Below are 19,554 nucleotides of genomic sequence, written 5' to 3'. Positions count from 1 at the left end.
TTATCTAACGAGGCTGATCTTATGTTTCGATTGTGGCTACTCTTTTTTACTCTCGCTTTCTCGGCATCTTCTAGCAGTGAACCACTCTACTGGCACGCGCAAAAAGGCCAGCTCAACTATCTGATTCTTGGTTCTGTTCACGTTGGTGATGAGAGCATGTACCCGCTGCCACAGACCATCACCAATAGTCTAAAGCAAAGCGACGGCCTGATTATTGAAACTGATATCAGAAAAAATGATGGAGTGACTTACCCACCCGTTTCGCTATTAACCAATGATGTGCTCGATGACAATCAGAAAGCGGAACTCAAAGGTATCGCAAACTTGCTTAACCTCGATTTCCATCTGTTGATGCAACTTCCACCTTGGACAACAGCCCTTACCATTACCAATAAACAGATCGAGTATCTTGGCTACCAGTCTGCACTAGGCGTTGATATTCACTTGATGTACAAAGCGACCACACAAAATATCCCAGTGATTAGTTTGGAAACTCTCCAGTTTCAAATCGACATGCTGACTAAACAGCCTAACTCAGGGAAAGAATTATTAGTGAGTGCTATTGAGGAGTTTGATCACTCAGAACAAACTGCTGACTGCCTAATTGAGAGTTGGAAAGTCGGCGATCAGGATAAGATGCTTGAATTTGGCAAGCTGACTGAAATTTCCCCTGAGCTTGAGCATATCTTTGTTACGCTGAGAAACGTTAATTGGGCAAAACAACTTGCAACGCCAAGCTGGTCGCCAGAAAAGAAGGGATCATATGTGATGGTAGTAGGCGCACTGCATCTGCTCGGCGAGCAAAGTGTCCTTAAACTACTCGAAGCTGATGGATTTAAAGTCACTCAGCTATCTAAAAGCCAGGTTTCTCGCTGTGAGTATAAACATTGACATGAGGGAGACGCCCCCAGTCAGACTCTAGTCCCAATATCCGTTCTTTAAAACGACAAAAGCCTGCTCAATAAGCAGGCTTTCTTTATGTGGTCGGTGAAGAGCCATATTCTAACTTCAGGCGAACCCCACTTAGGTCAAAGTCGCAGATTTAGAATTTAAAGGATACAAAAAAGGCTCTGTATTGCTACAGAGCCTTTTTCTAAAAGTGGTCGGTGAAGAGGGATTCGAACCCCCGACCCTCTGGTCCCAAACCAGATGCGCTACCAAGCTGCGCTATTCACCGAGATTTGTTTTCGAGCTCATTGCCCGTCAACGAAGGCGTATATTACGGATTCTGAATTTGAACGCAAGCCATTTTGGCTAACTTTTTGAAAATTTAAGTTCGTTTGTCTAAAACATCAGCGACGCGCGATAAAGTGTGAGCAAAAACACATCAATACAAACAAACCCGCAACCTAATAACAACAATTGATCCAGATCAGTGTTGCATAATTAACCACAGTTTACCTTAATCCCTGTCGTTACACTTTGTACTCTATGGAGGAATTATGGACTTTTGGCTTGATCTCCTATTTGGTAATGCGGTAGGTCTATCTTCAATGATTGTCATCTTTGGAGCCTTAGGTCTAATGCTGTTCTATGGCGGCTTCATCGTCTACAAAGTGATGAATGACAAATCTCCTCACTAGAATCGCTTAGCCCTATTCTCTGAATAGATATTCGCTATGCACCGAAGTAGATATCTTGTCTGCTTCGGTTTTTTATTTGTTCGGCAGCAAATTATTGATCCCCTGCCTAGTTTCAACGGTATAATACCGTTATTGATTTCCCACTCTGAGATGTTGTTATGTCTCACGACGATGATTTCGGCCTATTTCAACAAATGATGGGCGACGTAAAACCGCTCGAACACGACACGACCGAATACAGAAAAAAGCACCAAGTTACTGATGCCCAACTAGCGAAGCGTGAAGCAGCAATTTGGTTAGCTGAAGATGATCCCGAATACTTGTCCGTTGATCATGCCGACATGATCAAGCCAGATGATATTATCGAGTTCAAGCGTGATGGTGTGCAAGATGGTGTATATCGAAAGCTTCGACTCGGTAAGTACCCCCTCCAAGCAAGACTCGATTTGCACCGCAAAACCCTCAAAGAAGCACGCGACGAAGTGGTTAAGTTTCTTAAGCAATGTATGCAAATGGATATTCGCACCGTTGTGATTGTTCACGGACGTGGTGAAAAGTCGAATCCACCCGCGCTAATGAAAAGTTTCGTTGCTCAATGGCTGCAGCAAATCCGCGATGTTCAATGTGTCCACAGTGCGCAACGCTTTCATGGTGGTACTGGAGCCGTCTATGTCATGTTGCGAAAAAGCGCAGAGAAAAAACTCGAAACACGTGAGCGTCACCAAAAACGTCTGGGTTAACGCTCTGCACAATGCTAGAATGCGCGCCCTCTACGTGCTGACATTTTAATCAGCACGCTCTCTATTAACCGCCGTTGTGAAACGTTAGGAGAACAACATGTCACAAGATAACGCAAAACGCCTGAATAAATTTATCAGCGAGACCGGCTTTTGCTCGCGCCGCGAAGCCGACCGACTTATTGAACAAGGTCGAGTGACCATTAATGGTCAAGTGCCTGAAGTGGGTACTAAAGTCCAGCTTGGTGATGATGTCTGCGTTGATGGTAAGCCAATCGCCGCCGCGACCGATAAGCCTGTCTACATTGCATTGAATAAACCAACCGGCATTACCTGTACCACTGAACGCGATATTCCAGGTAATATCGTTGATTTCGTTGGTCATAAGAAACGCATTTTCCCTATTGGCCGCTTGGATAAGCCTTCTGATGGCTTAATTTTCCTGACTAATGACGGTGATATCGTCAACAAAATCCTCCGCGCAGGCAATAACCATGAAAAAGAGTATGTGGTTCGTGTCGATAAGCCCATTAGCGATGATTTCATTAAGCAGATGTCCTCTGGGGTCAACATTCTCGATACCGTGACTTTACCGTGTAAAGTCACCAGAGAAACCAAATACTCGTTCCGTATTGTGCTGACACAAGGTTTAAACCGCCAAATTCGCCGTATGTGTGAAGCACTTGGATATGAAGTATTCAAACTGCGTCGTGTACGAATTATGAACATTTCTCTAGATGGCATTCCAAATGGGCAATGGCGCTACCTAACCGACACTGAAGTCGCTGAAATTCTCGCGATGTGTGAAGGCTCAAGCGGCACAGAAGAAGCATCAAAAGTGGATGCGAAAGGCAAGCGTATTCGCAAAGCGACCGATGCAAAGTTATTTGATAGCCGCGAAGAAAACCAAGATTCGACAGCGCGCCGCAATCAGAAAACACGCACTTTTAAAGGGCGTAATGCCGACGAGTTCCGCCATGCACCAAATTCAAAAAAAGGTCGCAACAACGAAAGGCGAGAAGAATCCAAAAGCAAACCGAACAAAAGTAAAACATTCTACAAGCCTGCCAACGATAAACCGACAGCAAAACCACGCACGGGCAATACGCTGGGTTTAAAAAAGTAGCCACCCACTTACTTTAAGCGTAACAAGCAAACAAAAAGGGAAGCCGATTGGCTTCCCTTTCCTTTTTATAGATTCAAAATCTTCTATTTATAGAGTACCGAAGATCTTATCACCCGCATCACCAAGACCAGGAACAATGTATCCCTTATCGTTGAGTTTTTCGTCGATTGCAGCCGTGTACAACTCCACGTCTGGGTGCGCTTTTTCTAGTGCTTCAATACCTTCAGGTGCTGAAACAAGTACAAGCACTTTAATTGCCTTACAACCTTTCTCTTTAAGTAGGTCAATCGTCGCAATCATAGAGCCACCAGTTGCCAGCATTGGGTCAACAACAAGGGCAATGCGCTCATCCATATTCGATGCTAGCTTGTTGAAATAAGGCACTGGCTCTAGTGTTTCTTCATCACGGTAGATACCAACAACACTAATGCGCGCGCTTGGCATATGCTCAAGAACACCGTCCATCATACCAAGACCGGCACGAAGGATTGGTACTACAGTCACTTTCTTGCCTTTAATTTGATCGACTTCTACTGGACCATTCCAACCTTCAATGGTTACTTTTTCTGTTTCAAAGTCTGCAGTCGCTTCGTAAGTAAGTAGGCTACCAACTTCAGTTGCTAGCTCACGAAAGCGTTTAGTGCTGATGTCACCTTCTCTCATTAGACCAAGTTTGTGCTTAACAAGAGGGTGTTTTACTTCAACAACTTTCATTTCCATCTCCGGCTTATGTGGTGATTTTTAAACAAACCTCCAGATTATAAACGATTTCGTTGACAATTTCTTGCTCTAGGACAAAAGAAAAAACTTGCGCAAACGTTTGCTATATAGGTTTATCCGCTGTTAGAATAGCGCCGTTTTCATATCCAACTTTAAACCAGAGGACTTCCCTGTGAGTGCTGATAACACTTCTCTTAGCTATAAAGACGCTGGCGTTGACATTGATGCAGGTAATGCGCTTGTTGACCGAATCAAAGGTGCAGTAAAACGTACTCGTCGCCCAGAAGTAATGGGTGGTATTGGTGGCTTTGGCGCGTTGTGCGAACTGCCAACAAAATACAAGCAGCCAGTTCTTGTTTCAGGTACAGACGGCGTAGGGACCAAACTACGTTTAGCGCTGGATATGAAAAAGCATGACACGATAGGCATTGACCTAGTTGCAATGTGTGTCAACGACCTTATCGTTCAAGGTGCAGAGCCATTATTTTTCCTCGATTACTACGCAACAGGCAAGCTAGACGTTGATACAGCAGCAGATGTTGTCTCTGGTATTGCCGATGGCTGTGTTCAGGCAGGTTGTGCTCTAATTGGCGGTGAAACAGCAGAAATGCCAGGGATGTACGAAGGCGAAGACTACGATGTTGCAGGCTTCTGTGTTGGCGTGGTAGAAAAAGAACAGGTTATCGACGGGACGAAAGTTGCCGTCGGTGACGCGCTTATCGCAGTAGGTTCAAGCGGTCCACACTCAAACGGTTACTCTCTGATCCGTAAGATTTTAGAAGTCTCAGGTGCCGACAAGAACGAAGAACTCGAAGGTCGTACGATTGGTGAGCATCTATTAGAACCAACCAAGATTTACATCAAATCAGCACTGAATATGATTGAGAAGCATGACATCCATGCGATTTCTCACATTACAGGTGGTGGTTTCTGGGAAAATATTCCTCGCGTACTACCTGAAGGAACAAAAGCCGTTATCGATGGTAATAGCTGGGAATGGCCAGTCATTTTCAAATGGCTTCAAGAAAAAGGCAACGTGACCACGCACGAAATGTACCGCACCTTTAACTGTGGTGTGGGTCTGATTGTTGCTCTACCGAAAGACCAGGCAGCCGAAGCCGTTGCGCTTCTTAAACAAGAAGGTGAAAACGCTTGGGTTATTGGCGAAATTGCTCAAGCTGTTGCGGGCGAAGAACAAGTAGAGATCAAATAAACATGAAGAGCATTGTTGTTTTAGTGTCAGGTAATGGTTCAAACTTGCAGGCAATCATCGACGCATGTCAGACCCAAATAAAAGCGGGTCGAGTCACAGCGGTATTCTCGAATAAAGCGAACGTATTTGCCTTAGAACGAGCTGAAAAAGCAGGTTCTGCCGCACATTTCCTCGATCCTAAAGCATTCGATACTCGCGATGCTTTTGACCATGAGTTGATGAAGCAGATCGATGAATACAAACCTGATGTCATCGTGCTAGCTGGATATATGCGTATCTTAAGTGGCGAGTTTGTTCGCCACTACATGGGCCGCATGATCAATATCCACCCTTCTCTATTGCCTAAATATCCAGGTCTTAACACCTACCAACGTGCAATCCACGCTGGAGATGAAGAGCATGGTACTAGCGTTCACTTCGTCACCGAACAGCTTGATGGTGGTCCTGTCATTCTGCAAGCGAAAGTGCCAATCTTTGATGAAGACACAGTCGAAACCTTAACTGCGCGTGTCCAAACTCAAGAACACCGTATCTATCCTATGGTGGTTAAGTGGTTAGTTGAAGAGCGTTTAGTCATGAAAGATGGCAAAGAAGCCTACCTTGATGGCAACCTGCTGGGTATGCACGGTTACGCTCAAGAGTAAGGCTCTCAGATACTATGCAATCACAAGGCGAGCTTAGGCTCGTCTTTTTCTTTGTAGAATTCTCACAATCGATTGGAAGATGTGATTGATTTTCATACACCTGAGAAAGAGCTTTGCGCTAGAACAAGTCAACGCTTTGAGTTTATCAATCTGAGTGTGTATATTTGAGAGCAGTTATCATTTATCGGAGTATAAGCCATGCAAGTCTACGGCTGTTGTGAATTGGTGCGCGAGCTTTACGCGCAAATTGGTAGTGGCGACCAAGCCTACATACCTCAAGCAATCTCATGCGCAGTGAAAGCGCTCAATGAAATTGCTGCGGATGAATCTCTGCCCAAAGAAGCACGAGACAAAGCAGCATTTGCAGCTGCAAATTTACTGATTTCAGATTTCGAGGATAAGTAATGAACTTAGCCAACTTCGAGACAATGGATCCAGTCATGTTGATGAGCATTGTTAATATGAAGCTGCGTGACGATTTCGGCGGTGATCTTGATAAGCTAGTCGCGTATTTCGATATTGATAGATCCGCTCTTGAAACAAAGCTAGCTACTGCTGGCTTTGACTTTCTAGCCGAAGCCGGACAATTTCGCTGATTGCTTCCGCCTTAGTGATAAAAAAACCGCCGTACTCGGCGGTTTTTTATCAAACGGAGATTTACTCTTCGTCAAAAAATTCATCGGCTTGGTCGAGTTCAGCCTCTGCAGCTAGCTTAGCTTGCTCGATACGACGCGCTTTTTTCTCCGCCGCTTCTTGTGCTAAACGCTCTTCGCGTTCAGCACGGACTTTACGCGCTTCACCTTTGCGTTCATTACGCACAGCTTGATTTTGTACGAAACCAGCAAGTTCTTTTTCGGCCCACTGCTGTGCTTCGGCTTCAGTTTCAAAGCCTGTTTCGCGCTTAGATACTGATGTTTTGCGCGATGTCACTTGACGAGTAATCTCGGCACACCATCCATTACGCTTTTCGGTCACGCGGATAGCAAATTTTTTATTGTTCGACATAGTTATTTCCTAAGGGATTGTTGAGGGATATAGCCATCCCTTGGCAAGCGCGGTATTAGAGCATAGAAAGAGAGAAGTTCCTAGAGAATAGTCCCTAGAAAACAAAAGCGCAGACCTTTCGATCTGCGCTTAACATTTAATCTATCTGCTCAAAGTGATTAGCCGATATTCTTACGTGCATTTTGGAACATACGCATCCAAGCACCATTCTCGCCCCAACCTTCTGGAGACCAGGAGTTCGCTACTGTGCGGAACACGCGCTCTGGGTGTGGCATCATGATAGTTACGCGGCCATCTTGAGTCGTTAGACCCGTGATTGCGTTTGGTGAACCGTTCGGGTTATTCGGGTATTGCTGAGTTGGGTTACCGTGGTTGTCCACGTAACGAACTGCAACTGTACCTGAGGCTTCAATCGCAGCTAGGTGGTCAGCATCACGCACTTCTACGCGGCCTTCACCGTGAGATACTGCGATCGGCATACGAGAACCTACCATGCCATCGAAGAATACAGAGTCAGACTTCTGAACTTCGACTAGACTGAAACGAGCTTCAAAACGTTCTGATTCGTTGCGAACGAAACGTGGCCACAGGTCTGCACCTGGGATTAACTCTTTCAGGTTTGATAGCATCTGACAGCCGTTACACACACCGAGTGAGAACGTATCTTTACGCTGGAAGAAACCTTCAAACTGGTTACGCGCCTGCTCGTTAAACAAGATAGACTTCGCCCAACCTTCACCCGCACCTAGTACGTCACCGTAAGAGAAGCCACCACAAGCTACTAGACCTTGGTAATCTTCTAGAGCCGCTTGACCCGTTAGGATATCGCTCATATGAATGTCGGTTGCTTCAAAACCAGCGCGATCAAAGGCAGCTGCCATTTCTACATGCGAGTTCACGCCCTGCTCACGCAGAATCGCCATCTTAGGCTTCGCACCTTTCGCGATGTAAGGCGCTGCAATGTCTTCGTTTACGTCATAGCTTAGCTTAACGTTCAGACCAGGATCCGAGTTGTCTTTCTTAGCCTCAAATTCTTGGTCAGCACATGCTGGGTTATCACGTAGACCTTGCATCTTGTGCGTTGTCTCTGCCCAAATAGTACGTAGCTCAGTACGGTTACGCTCGATAACCACAGTATCACCAGAAGTGATCACTAGATCATCTGATGATTCTACAGAACCAATTACGTGTGAACATGCTTCTAGACCGTTTGCAGCAAGCGTTGAAAGTACAGTGTCTAAATCTTCGTTCTTAACTTGAAGTACCGCGCCTAGCTCTTCGTTGAATAGTGCTGCAAATGCATCATCACCTAGCGCTTCAATGTTCGCCTTCACACCGCAGTGACCAGCAAATGCCATCTCAGCAAGAGTCACGAATAGACCACCATCACCTTTATCGTGGTAAGCCACTACTTGGTCTTTTGCTACTAGAGCTTGAACACCTTCGTAGAAACCTTTTAGCTGTGCTGCGTTGTCGACGTCTGCTGGCTTATCACCAAGCTGCTTGTAAACCTGCGCTAATGCTGTCGCGCCTAGACGGTTTTGACCGTTACCTAAGTCGATAAGAACGAGTGACGTGTCTCCTTTGTCAGTGCGCAACTGAGGAGTAATTGTCTTACGCACATCTTCAACACGCGCAAACGCCGTAATGATGAGAGAGAGTGGCGACGTGACTTCTTTCTGCTCGCCGTTATCTTCCCACTTGGTTTTCATCGACATTGAGTCTTTACCCACAGGAATAGTCAGGCCAAGAGCTGGACATAGCTCTTCACCAACCGCTTTCACCGCTTCGTAAAGACCAGCATCTTCACCTGGGTGACCTGCTGGAGACATCCAGTTTGCAGACAGTTTAATCTGTTTGATATCACCGATATTTGTCGCAGCAATGTTAGTGATTGCTTCACCGACTGCCAGACGAGCCGATGCGCCGAAGTCTAGTAACGCAACTGGCGTGCGCTCACCCATTGACATCGCTTCACCGTGGTACGTGTCATAGCTTGCCGCTGTAACAGCGCAGTTTGCTACTGGAACCTGCCAAGGGCCAACCATTTGGTCACGTGCGACAAGACCTGTCACTGTGCGGTCACCGATAGTGATAAGGAATGTTTTCTCAGCCACCGTTGGTAAGCGTAGAACGCGATCCACTGCTTCGTTTAGCTCTATACCGTCGCGGTTAACTGCTGGGTTATTCGCTTTCAGTGTTTTCGCATCGCGGTGCATCTTAGGCGTTTTACCTAAAAGCACGTCCATCGGCATATCAATTGGCGTGTTGTCGAAGTGTGAATCTTCAAGTTTCAGTTCACGCTCTTCTGTCGCGACACCGACCACTGCGTATGGTGCACGTTCACGCTTACAAATGGCATCGAATATGTCCATGTTTTCCGGCGCAACAGCCAAAACGTAACGCTCTTGTGATTCATTACACCAGATTTCAAGTGGACTCATACCCGGTTCGTCATTTGGTACATCACGCAATTGGAAGATACCGCCGCGTTCGCCATCATCCACAAGCTCTGGAAGTGCGTTAGAGATACCACCAGCACCAACATCGTGGATAAATGCGATTGGGTTAGCCTCACCAAGCTGCCAACAGCGGTCGATCACTTCCTGACAGCGACGTTCCATCTCTGGGTTTTCACGCTGTACCGATGCGAAATCTAGATCTTCGGCTGATTGACCAGACGCCATTGAAGAGGCTGCACCGCCGCCAAGTCCGATATTCATTGCAGGCCCGCCAAGTACGATTAGGCTTGCACCCACTGGGATCTCTTTCTTCTGTACGTGTTCATCACGGATGTTACCCATACCACCAGCAATCATGATTGGCTTGTGGTAACCACGTATCTCTTCACCAGCATGAGAGTTAACCTTCTCTTCATACGTACGGAAGTAACCCAGTAGGTTTGGACGACCAAATTCGTTGTTAAACGCCGCGCCGCCTAATGGGCCTTCGAGCATGATATCGAGTGCGGTAACGATGCGACCTGGTTTACCAAAATCGGTTTCCCATGGCTGTTCAAAACCAGGAATACGTAAGTTAGATGTTGTGAAACCAACTAGACCTGCTTTTGGCTTACCACCAATACCCGTCGCGCCTTCGTCACGGATTTCACCACCAGAGCCTGTAGAAGCACCTGGCCATGGGGAAATAGCCGTTGGGTGGTTGTGCGTTTCCACCTTCATTAGGATGTGCGCTTTCTCTTGGTTATAGCCGTATTGACGTGTTTGTGGATCTGGGAAGAAACGGCCAACATCAGAGCCCACCATGACTGCCGCATTATCTTTGTATGCAGATAGTACGTTGTCTGGTGTCACTTCAAATGTGTTTTTAATCATCTTGAACAGCGATTTTTCTTGCTTCACGCCATCGATAGTCCAATCCGCATTAAAGATTTTATGACGACAGTGCTCTGAGTTCGCTTGAGCAAACATCATTAGCTCTATGTCAGTTGGGTTACGGTCAAGTTTGTTTACAAATGCATCGTACAGATAGTCGATTTCGTCATCGGCTAGAGCAAGACCAAGCGTCACGTTTGCTTGGTTAAGTGCTTCACGACCACCATTTAACAGGTCAACGTCGGCCACAGGTGCAGGATCGGCGACTTGGAAAAGCGCTTGCGCTGAATCAAAATCAGTAAACACCACTTCCATCATTCGGTCATGAAGGATCGCTTTCAGTTCAACCAATTGGAGTTCGCTCAGTGGCGCAGACGTTTCAATGTAATATGCAGTACCACGCTCTAAACGGACTACTTTATCTAGACCGCAGTTGTTCGCAATATCGGTCGATTTTGAAGACCAAGGCGAGATAGTGCCCGGGCGAGGGGTCGCAAGTAGCAGCAGACCTTCTGGCTCGTGCTCTTCAATTGTAGGACCGTAAGTCAGAAGTTTCTCTAGTTTGTCGACTTCTTGAGCGTCAAGGTCTGCTGATAGTTCAGCAAAGTGAGCAAATTCAGCGTAAACGCCAGTCACAGGCAGGCTTAATTCACGACAAAGCTCTAGAAGCTTGTTAACACGAAATTCAGATAGAGCTGGGGAGCCACGAAAAATTCTCATGTGCTTAGGTCTCTTATGCAATTGATTAAGGTGATATTGGAATAAATTCGCTATGTTCGAATTTATACCAATTCCACCTCTTCGTTGCGGGCGCATTATATAGTAATTTTTTTTACGACGAAACGGTTTGCGCAACCGTTTGCGTCATTTTTTTTGTCAAATTTAAAATACAGTGATTTGTCGGTAAGAAAAGTCCGCTAACAGGTTTCACGACCTAGCTACTTGCCTTGTTATGACACTCTGATATAAATGCCTTACTGGAAGTACGAGAATGCCCTTAATGAAAAATCACTGTCTATCAAGGCTTAAGTCACTATTCACCTTTGTTGTGACAGCATTATTGCTGTCTGGCTGCCAGATCGAATCAGAGCCAAAGAGCGAACTAGACCAAATACGTGAACGTGGCGTGCTACGTGTCGGAACCTTAAACAATCAACTCTCCTATTACATCGGTCCCGATGGCCCTGCTGGTCTCGATTACGAACTGGCGCGCGAGTTTGCCAATGAATTGGGCGTCCAACTAGAGATGAAACCCGCCTATCGCATCTCAAGCTTGTATCCAGCTTTAGAACAAGGCGAAATTGACATTATTGCCGCTGGACTAAGTCAATCTGCAGAACGTTTAAGTCGGTTCAGGCCGGGCCCTGCTTACTACTACGTCAGCCAGCAGGTGGTGTATAAGAAAGGCAGTTGGCGTCCACGTAATCTGGAGCAGCTACTTGATAAACAGCCAGAATTGATTGAAGAGAACCAAGGCCAAAACGTACTGAGCATCGTTGGTGACTCTCACTTCGATAAGACCTTGGCTGAAGTCCAACAAGCGCACCCTGAGTTCTCTTACCACATTGACCCTAATGCGGATGTCAACGACCTGCTGAAAGCCGTTTCGACCGGAGAATTACGTTTCACTGTGGCAGATTCTGTCGAGGTTTCACTTTCACAACGAATTTACCCAGATATCGCCCTCGCGTTTGAGCTGACCGAAGATCAGCCTATCTCATGGCTGTTGCGACCGTCACAAGATGAAAGCCTGTACGGTTTACTAATTGAGTTTTTTGGATCAGTAAACCAATCCGGTCACCTAGCCTCTTTGGAAGAAAAGTACATTGGTCATATTGGCAGTTTCGATTACGTCGATACGCGCGCATTTATCCGTGCTTTGGATAGCAAGTTGCCTAAGTGGTCACCGCTATTTAAGAAATATTCTGACGAATTTGATTGGCGCTTAGTCGCCGCATTAGCGTATCAAGAATCGCACTGGAATCCGCGTGCGAAATCGCCAACTGGTGTACGTGGAATGATGATGCTGACGCTGCCAACAGCAAAAAGTGTCGGTGTCACCAGCCGTTTGGATCCGGAGCAATCCGTCCGTGGAGGGGTGGAGTATCTACGCCGCATGGTCGAACGCATCCCTGATTCGATTGAAGAACACGAAAAAATTTGGTTTGCCCTAGCATCTTATAACGTCGGCTATGGCCACGTAATGGATGCAAGGCGACTGACCAAACGCCAAGGCGGCAATCCTGATGCTTGGTCAGATGTCAAAGATCGCCTACCTTTGTTACGCCAGAAAAAGTATTACAGCCAAACGCGTTACGGTTTTGCTCGTGGTGATGAAGCGCGCAACTATGTGGAAAATATTCGCCGTTACTATCAAAGTATTATCGGCCACGTTGAGCAACAATCTGTGTCTAACGATGAAGTGAATATGGACGACCTGATCGTAATTCAAGCCCCTGAAACTTCCACATCCAGCGCCAGCGAAGCCTCGGCTGCGCAACCAGCCGTTGCTGACAATGAATCGGAACAAGAGTTAGAAGAGGAATAACCCAGAGCGCAATCTGAATGGGGATTGCGCTTGATTTTCTTTGGCGAAGCCCAAATATAATAGCGTGATAAACAATGCTTGCGAACTTTCTTAAAATCGTAACAATGTCGGAGTATAAGACGTTAACCGTCGAAATATCAGTCGGCTTTGCGACAGTTCGCAATTATTCGAGTTTTAACCATAGTAGGAAGTTGTTTTATGCTGAGACGTAAAATGCAGTCAAAACGCCTTAACAAAACCGTTGCTGCAAACCGCCGTAAGCGCATGCTTAGCAACAATAAGAAAAAGGTCATTGCACGTCACCGTGCTTTTATGCAGTTAATCGCTGTATAATTCCACAAAGCAAACATCCTCGATTCACGAGATGTTTGCTTGAAACTCATTCCCCTTTCTTCTCTGCCTTTCTCGCTTTTTGCTCTTTGCGCCGACGTTTGAAAAAGCTTTGTAGCTGAGCCCGACATTCATCTTCTAGCAAACCAGGCTCAACGTCCGCATAATGATATGCCGCTTGATGTTCGAATAAATTCAATACCGTGCCAGCCGCACCTGCTTTGAGATCTCTTGCGCCAAAAACAATGCGCTTAACTCGACTATGAAGCAAAGCCCCGGCACACATAGGGCAAGGCTCTAAGGTGACATAAAGTGTCGTATCAAGCAGGCGATAATTTTGTAGCACTTGACCTGCCTTGCGCAACGTTTGCATCTCGGCGTGCGCAGTAGCGTCATGCTCACCAATCGACTGGTTCCACCCCTGCGCAATCACTTCACCTTGCTTTACTAACACAGCGCCGACTGGCACTTCACCTTCAGCTTCTGCTCGTTGAGCAAGCTCGATAGCCATGCGCATAAAGTGGTGATCTTGTTCGGAGAATTGTGGGGAATCTTGCTCAGTTGACACTATGATTGCTCATCGCAAATGTTGGAAAGAAGAGAGTATAACGTGTCACTTCGAGTATCACAAAACAGCGAGTCATCTGAGTGCGTTTCAAGCTGTTACTTACCACTGAACAATACAAAAAAGCCTCGCAACTTGGCGAGGCTTTGTCATCTATTCTAGATAAAACAATTACATGCTGTACGTGTATGGCGCTTGGATACCAAGAGGAATGCCCAATGCCCAGTAAGCGAGTAGGAACAGTGTCCAACCAACAAGCATCGCAATTGAGTAAGGCATCATCAGCGAGGCAAGCGTACCGATACCTGCCGATTTAATGTATCTCTGACAGTAAACGACGATCAGCGGGAAGAACACCATCATTGGAGAGATAATGTTCGATACAGAGTCACCAACACGGTAAGCCGCTTGAGACAACTCAGGAGAAATACCGACGGCCATCAGCATAGGTACTAGGATTGGACCAATCAATGCCCACTTAGCAGATGCAGAACCAACCAGTAGGTTGACCATCGCCACTAATAGAACCATACCGACGATAGTCGCTTGACCAGGCAGGTTCATCGCTTTCAAACCTTCCGCACCATATAGCGCTAACATAGTACCGATATTTGATTGACCGAACGCCGCCAAGAACTGAGCACAGAAAAACGACATCACGATGTAAGCGCCCATGCCTGACATTGTCGTGCCCATGGCTTTAATCACGTCATCACTACTTTTAAACGTACCTGCAACGCGGCCGTAAACCACACCCGGAATGATAAATAGGATGAAAATCAATGGCACAATCGACTTCATGATCGGCGCATCAAAAGCAGTGATTTCGCCACTAGGAGAGCGCTGTGCTGATGTTTCAAGTAACAGCGCGAATACTAACGCAGCAATACCCACCATCATCGACCAACCTGCATAGCGGAACGCTTTTGACTCTAGATCAGTAAACGTCCCCATTTCAGGTGCCTCTTCCGCATCTTCGTCGATTTCTACACTCGCTAAACGCGGTTCGATCACTTTCTCTGTCACATACCAACCGATAGCAACGATTAAGATTGAAGAAAGGCCGGTAAAGAAGATATTCGATAGTGGATTAACCTGATAGCTAGGGTCAAGCACATGAGCCGCGGTTTGCGTGAAACCCGCTAGCAAGGGATCAATACCTGCTGGAATAAAGTTAGCGGAAAAGCCACCGGAAACGCCAGCAAAGGCAGCAGCAATACCCGCCAGTGGGTGACGACCTGCGGCATGGAAAATGATCCCCCCCAGAGGAATAACCAATACATAACCTGCATCAGCAGCCGTGTGTGAAACAATAGCCACAAGAATAAGCACAGGTGTAATCAATTTATCCGGCGTGAACTTAAGCATTTTCTTAAGGCCAGTAGTAATAAAGCCTGAAGAGTCAGCCACACCAACACCTAGCATCGCCACCAATACGATACCAAGTGGGGCAAAGCTGGTGAATGTGGTGGTCATATTGGCTAAAAAGCTCGCCAGAGCATTGCCGGTCAACAGATTAGTCACCTCAAGAGGCGCACCTGTTCTTGGGTTTAGCAAGTCGAATGACACATTTGACAGCAACGCTGACGAAACCCAAACAATAACTAACGCCCAAAAAAACAGCAGCGCTGGATCAGGAATTTTGTTCCCTGCTCGTTCAATAAAATTTAAAAAGCGGTCCATCCCTCTCGACTTTGGTGACGGCGCATTTTTAATCGCTTGGTTACTCATGGTAACTCCATATTTGATGTTGTTGCGGTAGACCTTTATGTGTTTATTGTGTCGGCCTATATCTCACCATGAATTTTATTAAATCCCTTCAAATAAAGCACAGTAATCTAAAGGTCTTTCCATAATTGGAGACATACTTTGCAAAAACGCCTTCTACGTGCAACAAACATCAAACACAAACGCATAAGATTACGAAACAATAATTGAACCAAAATGCAAAACATAACGCATAGCAACCTATAAAGATAAAACCATAACAATCCGATATAAATTCAATCACTAGCAAACTCTGAATGTTCGGACAACATAGTATTGAGTGTGATCTGATGCTCTTCACGTAAACGATCACGCCACTTTGCCGTCATGGAGATTTGCTTTAACGAGCTTGCAATAACGGGGACTGGTAATGTCACTTCCCAACTCAGTTCCATATCTAATGCCGACTCAGAACCGTCACTTATAGAAGCGAAATCGGCGACAGGGATAGTCGAATTCGCTGTTTTGGCGCCGCGGGTACGCAACCATTCCAGTCTCTTTTCAATCAAATTAAGTGCGGTAACACTTTTGACAGCGTAGTCAGTTCTCTGCTCGATATAGACTTGCATTTTGATCAGTGACAAGCTCGCAATCCCAATCAACAACAAAGCAATCAGTACCTCCAGTAATGTAAAACCTCGCACGCTATTCGACATACCAACCTCCGCGAACCCACGACAACTGTTTTAACCCATTAACCTCTCGGTAACTAAAACGTCGGTTAAGTTGATAGTTGCTGCTATTGGCATGGATGACATAGTCTTGATTGGCGAGGGCTTCAATATACAAAGACTCAAGTTTTAGCTTTGGTTTGCATTCGTCAGCGAGCCAAGTATTCGCTGATGAAAGAACGGCCAATTGATCCGGAAAGGCATACACATACGCATAGGCACACTCGATACCCGCCTCTGAATGCCAGTGCGCCTCGCGTACTTTGAACTCATTCTGCGCTCTTTTGATTTGGTAGAACACAGCTTTAAAGCTCGCTAAGCTTAGTATTAGCGCCGCAATGAGCAACGCTGATGTCACCAATAAGGTTACTGCGCCTTTTTCGCGTGTCGAACTCATTGCCAGTTTCTCACCAGCGTTGTAGCCTCGGCTTGGTAAGCAACGTCACTATCAGTGACCAAATGTCCCGCTAAGACAATCTTAACCATTTGGCTCGATGCGCTTTCTCCTTCAATCGACTCACTTTGAAGCGTAAATCTGGAAACGGAGATTTGTAATGGGTTAAACATCTGGTAGCAGTAACCACCGGGACCAGATAAAGACGCCATAGATAACGTAAGAGGATGCGCGCTGTACTTTTCGCATATTTTCAATCCATCACCTTGATGGTTGTTCAAAGACGCTTCTCGCTTAAATACAACATTGCGAAAAGACTCCGCTCCACTTGGATTAACGCGATATACATAACCGACCAAACTTGAGTTAGCACCAATCTCCACCACGGAAAGCGCTCCCGATAATCGGGCACTCGATTGCTCTAACTGGTTAAAGCCGGCGCGCTGGATATCTTCTTTTATTTGCAGTACAGCAATAGAGAGGTTTTCGCTAACCAACAATTGTTTGCCTCTCTGTATCGCCAGCTTCTGGGCACTCAGAAAGACGCTACCTATCGTTGCAATAGTGATAAGACCGATTAGCGAAGCAAACAACAGTTCGATCAAAGTCACGCCTGTTTGACGTGTTGGTTTAACACGCGGGAAAGCCATAATCGCTGCCATTGACACCACAGATCATAATTCGATTGCCGGCAAACGAGCTTTTTAGACGTAGTGCTTTCGTTGGTTGCGCTTGCGGATAAAAACTCAAGCTGCCCGTTTTAGCCCGGCCACGGGCACCATCGAATTTGATCCTGTTGGCGCTGTAAGTCCAATCCAATTTTAGATCTTTAAATGCGCCGCCATGTAATAGCAGAATACGCTCCCCTAGCCCAACCTGATCAGAATCGGTGAGTGTTAGAGTCCAATCTTTGACCGCTGGGTGTGAAGATGAAGTGATGTGAATCCATAAATCACGATTTCGCCAAATCGCCTCTGAACGAGCTTGTCTGAGAAAACCAGCGAACTCACTCGCGGCTCGCAACATTTGGTTATTCACACTCAAGTGGTGAAAGTTAGGTAATGCAGTAGACAGTAAGACTCCCATGACAATCACAGTGATTAACAGTTCTAACAGCGTAAACCCGCGAGGCGTTTCCCAGTTTCTCATGCAACATCAAATGAAAAGAAAATTCAAACTTGATGCGATGCTACCAGTTAACAAAAAATGACCAAAAGCCAGAAGGGAAACACTGGAAATGATTCGAACAAATAGATGCAATGGGAGAAAAATAGGAGTAAAGGGAATGACCCTAGTCGAATTACTGATTGCTGTGGCGATCGTATCGATACTGACAACCTTCGCTTATCCAAGCTATCAGGCCTATCAATTGAAAGCTCATCGTACTGCTGCTCTTGCCGATCTAGCAAAAGTGCAACTTGAACTAGAGAGTCACTATCGCTCTAGCTATCAATCCGCGGCAAGTGCGGTCATAGTTCAAGGTGTCTGTCAGGTATGCAGCGTCGATAAGGATCATTTTTCGATCTCTATTTCCGCCACCGAGTCCCACTATACCATTTACGCAGTGCCACAAGGGATCCAGAATAACGACCTATGCTCAGGCTCCCGCTACAATCAACTCTCTCTCAATCAACTGGGTGAAATTGAACCAGAATCCTGTTGGCAATAAAAAAGCCTGCTCAGTAGCAGGCTTTTATACAATGTCTTAAATATTAGCTTGTCAGGTCATCGAAGAATTTCTTCACACCATTGAAAAAGCCTTCAGATTTAGGCTTATGCTTAGTTGCCGCTTCGCCGCCACATGACTCTTCGAACTCTTTGAGCAGTTCTTTCTGACGCGAGCTTAGGTTCACCGGAGTTTCTACCACTAACTTAACAATCAAGTCACCGATGCCACCACCACGAACGCCTTTCACGCCCTTACCACGCATACGGAACATACGGCCAGTTTGCGTCTCTGTAGGTACCTTTAAGCTAACTCGACCATCGAGTGTCGGTACTTCAACTTCACCACCTAGTGCTGCCATTGCAAAACTAACCGGGACTTCGCAGTAAAGATTGTTACCATCACGTTCAAAGATATGGTGGTCTTTAACATGAACTTGAACATACAAATCGCCTGCTGGTGCGCCATGTTCTCCTGCTTCGCCCTCGCCAGAAAGGCGAATACGGTCACCAGTATCGACGCCAGCTGGAATCTTAACGTTAAGGGTCTTGGTCTTTTGCTTGCGACCTTGACCATGACAGACGTTACAAGGCTCTTTAATGATCTTGCCTTTACCATGACAGGTAGGACAGGTTTGTTGAACCGCAAAGAAACCTTGACGCATCTGTACTTGACCATGGCCATGACAGGTACCACACGTTTCTGCAGACGTGCCTTTTTTCGCACCGCTACCATCACAAGTATCACAATGAACCAGTGTTGGCACTTCAATCTCTTTTGAAACACCACGGACCGCTTCTTCGAGCGTCAATTCCATGTTGTAGCGTAGGTCAGCACCGCGTTGGGCACGATGACCACCACCGCCACCACGACGGCCACCACCGAAAATATCACCGAATACATCACCAAAGATGTCGCCAAAATCAGCACCGCCGCCGCCGAAGCCGCCACCACCCATGCCGCCTTGTTCAAAGGCTGCATGACCGTACTGATCGTACGCCGCTTTTTTCTGCGAATCGGTTAAAACTTCATACGCTTCTTTTACTTCTTTAAACTTATCTGACGCGCTTTCATCACCCTGATTGCGATCCGGGTGGAATTTCATCGCTAAGCGCTTGTACGCTTTCTTAATATCGCGCTCTGATGCGTCGCGGCTTACGCCTAATACTTCGTAAAAATCACGTTTCGACATGTTCTTCGTCACCAATGTAGTACTGCAAACGGTGAGGGTTCCCAACCTATTGTTTTTG

Annotated in this window: 21 protein-coding genes and 1 tRNA gene; 11 read left to right on the top strand and 11 right to left on the bottom strand. The window is 46.2% G+C overall.

Annotated elements, in window-relative coordinates; translation table 11 throughout:
* Window positions 1-21 precede the first annotated feature (21 nt).
* On the top strand, window positions 22-891 hold the full coding sequence (locus tag TW81_RS00525; protein WP_045953775.1) for a TraB/GumN family protein: 870 nt from the start codon (window positions 22-24) through the stop codon (window positions 889-891).
* Window positions 892-1,100: 209 nt separating this feature from the next.
* Here the strand turns inward: TW81_RS00525 and TW81_RS00520 are convergent.
* A tRNA-Pro gene (locus TW81_RS00520) sits at window positions 1,101-1,177 on the bottom strand.
* A gap of 265 nt (window positions 1,178-1,442) precedes the next feature.
* On the opposite strand from TW81_RS00520, the gene TW81_RS18910 reads away from it, so the two are divergent.
* From TW81_RS18910 to rluF, 3 genes are all read left to right on the top strand, one after another.
* Window positions 1,443-1,583 (top strand): DUF3149 domain-containing protein, encoded by a 141-nt coding sequence (locus TW81_RS18910; protein ID WP_011078358.1) that lies wholly within the window; start codon window positions 1,443-1,445, stop codon window positions 1,581-1,583.
* A 158-nt stretch (window positions 1,584-1,741) separates the two neighbouring features.
* Window positions 1,742-2,323, top strand: a complete 582-nt coding sequence (gene smrA, locus TW81_RS00510; protein ID WP_045953774.1) for a DNA endonuclease SmrA — start codon at window positions 1,742-1,744, stop codon at window positions 2,321-2,323.
* Between the two features lie 97 nt (window positions 2,324-2,420).
* The gene (gene rluF, locus TW81_RS00505; RefSeq protein WP_045953773.1) at window positions 2,421-3,446 is read left to right on the top strand and encodes a 23S rRNA pseudouridine(2604) synthase RluF; all 1,026 of its coding nucleotides are present in this window, start codon (window positions 2,421-2,423) and stop codon (window positions 3,444-3,446) included.
* 87 nt (window positions 3,447-3,533) lie between these two features.
* Here the strand turns inward: rluF and upp are convergent, their stop codons facing one another.
* The gene (gene upp, locus TW81_RS00500; RefSeq protein ID WP_045953772.1) at window positions 3,534-4,160 is read right to left on the bottom strand and encodes a uracil phosphoribosyltransferase; all 627 of its coding nucleotides are present in this window, start codon (window positions 4,158-4,160) and stop codon (window positions 3,534-3,536) included.
* A gap of 178 nt (window positions 4,161-4,338) precedes the next feature.
* Here upp and purM point away from each other — a divergent pair, with 178 nt between their 5' ends.
* The 4 genes from purM (at window position 4,339) to TW81_RS00480 (ending at window position 6,619) form a co-directional block, all read left to right on the top strand.
* Complete coding sequence (purM, locus tag TW81_RS00495; RefSeq protein WP_045953771.1) at window positions 4,339-5,379, top strand: phosphoribosylformylglycinamidine cyclo-ligase; 1,041 nt, start codon at window positions 4,339-4,341, stop codon at window positions 5,377-5,379.
* A gap of 2 nt (window positions 5,380-5,381) precedes the next feature.
* Window positions 5,382-6,023 (top strand): phosphoribosylglycinamide formyltransferase, encoded by a 642-nt coding sequence (gene purN / locus TW81_RS00490; RefSeq protein WP_045953770.1) that lies wholly within the window; start codon window positions 5,382-5,384, stop codon window positions 6,021-6,023.
* A 198-nt stretch (window positions 6,024-6,221) separates the two neighbouring features.
* A complete protein-coding gene (locus TW81_RS00485; RefSeq protein WP_045953769.1) occupies window positions 6,222-6,428 on the top strand; it encodes a YaeP family protein in 207 nt (68 codons plus the stop codon).
* Window positions 6,428-6,619 carry a DUF4250 domain-containing protein gene (locus TW81_RS00480; protein ID WP_045953768.1) on the top strand — a complete coding sequence of 64 codons (192 nt, stop codon included), beginning with the start codon at window positions 6,428-6,430 and terminating at the stop codon, window positions 6,617-6,619. The genes TW81_RS00485 and TW81_RS00480 overlap by 1 nt, the downstream gene beginning before the upstream one ends.
* A gap of 61 nt (window positions 6,620-6,680) precedes the next feature.
* Here TW81_RS00480 and TW81_RS00475 read toward each other — a convergent pair whose 3' ends face one another.
* Window positions 6,681-7,028 carry a DUF3622 domain-containing protein gene (locus TW81_RS00475; protein ID WP_045953767.1) on the bottom strand — a complete coding sequence of 116 codons (348 nt, stop codon included), beginning with the start codon at window positions 7,026-7,028 and terminating at the stop codon, window positions 6,681-6,683.
* Window positions 7,029-7,186: 158 nt separating this feature from the next.
* Window positions 7,187-11,083, bottom strand: a complete 3,897-nt coding sequence (gene purL, locus TW81_RS00470; RefSeq protein WP_045953766.1) for a phosphoribosylformylglycinamidine synthase — start codon at window positions 11,081-11,083, stop codon at window positions 7,187-7,189.
* Between the two features lie 280 nt (window positions 11,084-11,363).
* Here purL and mltF point away from each other — a divergent pair, with 280 nt between their 5' ends.
* Both mltF and TW81_RS19590 read left to right on the top strand, forming a co-directional pair.
* On the top strand, window positions 11,364-12,911 hold the full coding sequence (gene mltF, locus TW81_RS00465) for a membrane-bound lytic murein transglycosylase MltF (protein ID WP_045953765.1): 1,548 nt from the start codon (window positions 11,364-11,366) through the stop codon (window positions 12,909-12,911).
* Window positions 12,912-13,109: 198 nt separating this feature from the next.
* Window positions 13,110-13,244 carry a hypothetical protein gene (locus tag TW81_RS19590; protein WP_272786552.1) on the top strand — a complete coding sequence of 45 codons (135 nt, stop codon included), beginning with the start codon at window positions 13,110-13,112 and terminating at the stop codon, window positions 13,242-13,244.
* A 46-nt stretch (window positions 13,245-13,290) separates the two neighbouring features.
* On the opposite strand, the gene tadA is transcribed toward TW81_RS19590, so the two are convergent.
* The 6 genes from tadA to TW81_RS00435 all read right to left on the bottom strand — a co-directional run bounded on the left by tadA (window position 13,291) and on the right by TW81_RS00435 (window position 17,787).
* Entirely contained in the window at window positions 13,291-13,809 is a 519-nt protein-coding gene (tadA, locus tag TW81_RS00460) for a tRNA adenosine(34) deaminase TadA (RefSeq protein ID WP_084715780.1), read from the bottom strand.
* A gap of 168 nt (window positions 13,810-13,977) precedes the next feature.
* Window positions 13,978-15,537 (bottom strand): AbgT family transporter, encoded by a 1,560-nt coding sequence (locus tag TW81_RS00455; RefSeq protein ID WP_045953764.1) that lies wholly within the window; start codon window positions 15,535-15,537, stop codon window positions 13,978-13,980.
* Window positions 15,538-15,809: 272 nt separating this feature from the next.
* A complete protein-coding gene (locus TW81_RS00450; RefSeq protein ID WP_045953763.1) occupies window positions 15,810-16,229 on the bottom strand; it encodes a prepilin-type N-terminal cleavage/methylation domain-containing protein in 420 nt (139 codons plus the stop codon).
* On the bottom strand, window positions 16,219-16,641 hold the full coding sequence (locus TW81_RS00445) for a hypothetical protein (protein ID WP_045953762.1): 423 nt from the start codon (window positions 16,639-16,641) through the stop codon (window positions 16,219-16,221). The genes TW81_RS00450 and TW81_RS00445 overlap by 11 nt, the downstream gene beginning before the upstream one ends.
* Window positions 16,638-17,288: a pilus assembly protein PilW gene (locus TW81_RS00440; protein WP_045953761.1), complete on the bottom strand. Its 651-nt coding sequence runs from the start codon at window positions 17,286-17,288 to the stop codon at window positions 16,638-16,640. Before TW81_RS00440 ends, TW81_RS00445 begins: the two co-directional genes overlap by 4 nt.
* The gene (locus tag TW81_RS00435) at window positions 17,269-17,787 is read right to left on the bottom strand and encodes a GspH/FimT family pseudopilin (RefSeq protein ID WP_045953760.1); all 519 of its coding nucleotides are present in this window, start codon (window positions 17,785-17,787) and stop codon (window positions 17,269-17,271) included. The genes TW81_RS00440 and TW81_RS00435 overlap by 20 nt, the downstream gene beginning before the upstream one ends.
* A 136-nt stretch (window positions 17,788-17,923) precedes the next feature.
* Here TW81_RS00435 and TW81_RS00430 point away from each other — a divergent pair, with 136 nt between their 5' ends.
* Window positions 17,924-18,307 (top strand): type IV pilin protein, encoded by a 384-nt coding sequence (locus TW81_RS00430; protein ID WP_275041431.1) that lies wholly within the window; start codon window positions 17,924-17,926, stop codon window positions 18,305-18,307.
* 43 nt (window positions 18,308-18,350) lie between these two features.
* Here TW81_RS00430 and dnaJ read toward each other — a convergent pair whose 3' ends face one another.
* Window positions 18,351-19,496: a molecular chaperone DnaJ gene (gene dnaJ, locus TW81_RS00425; protein ID WP_045953758.1), complete on the bottom strand. Its 1,146-nt coding sequence runs from the start codon at window positions 19,494-19,496 to the stop codon at window positions 18,351-18,353.
* Window positions 19,497-19,554 lie beyond the last annotated feature (58 nt).

Source organism: Vibrio galatheae, from assembly GCF_000967545.1.
GTDB classification, from domain to species: Bacteria; Pseudomonadota; Gammaproteobacteria; order Enterobacterales; family Vibrionaceae; genus Vibrio; species Vibrio galatheae.
The sequence above is the reverse complement of the archived record's forward strand: the minus strand, read 5'-3'. Positions and strand labels throughout refer to the sequence as shown.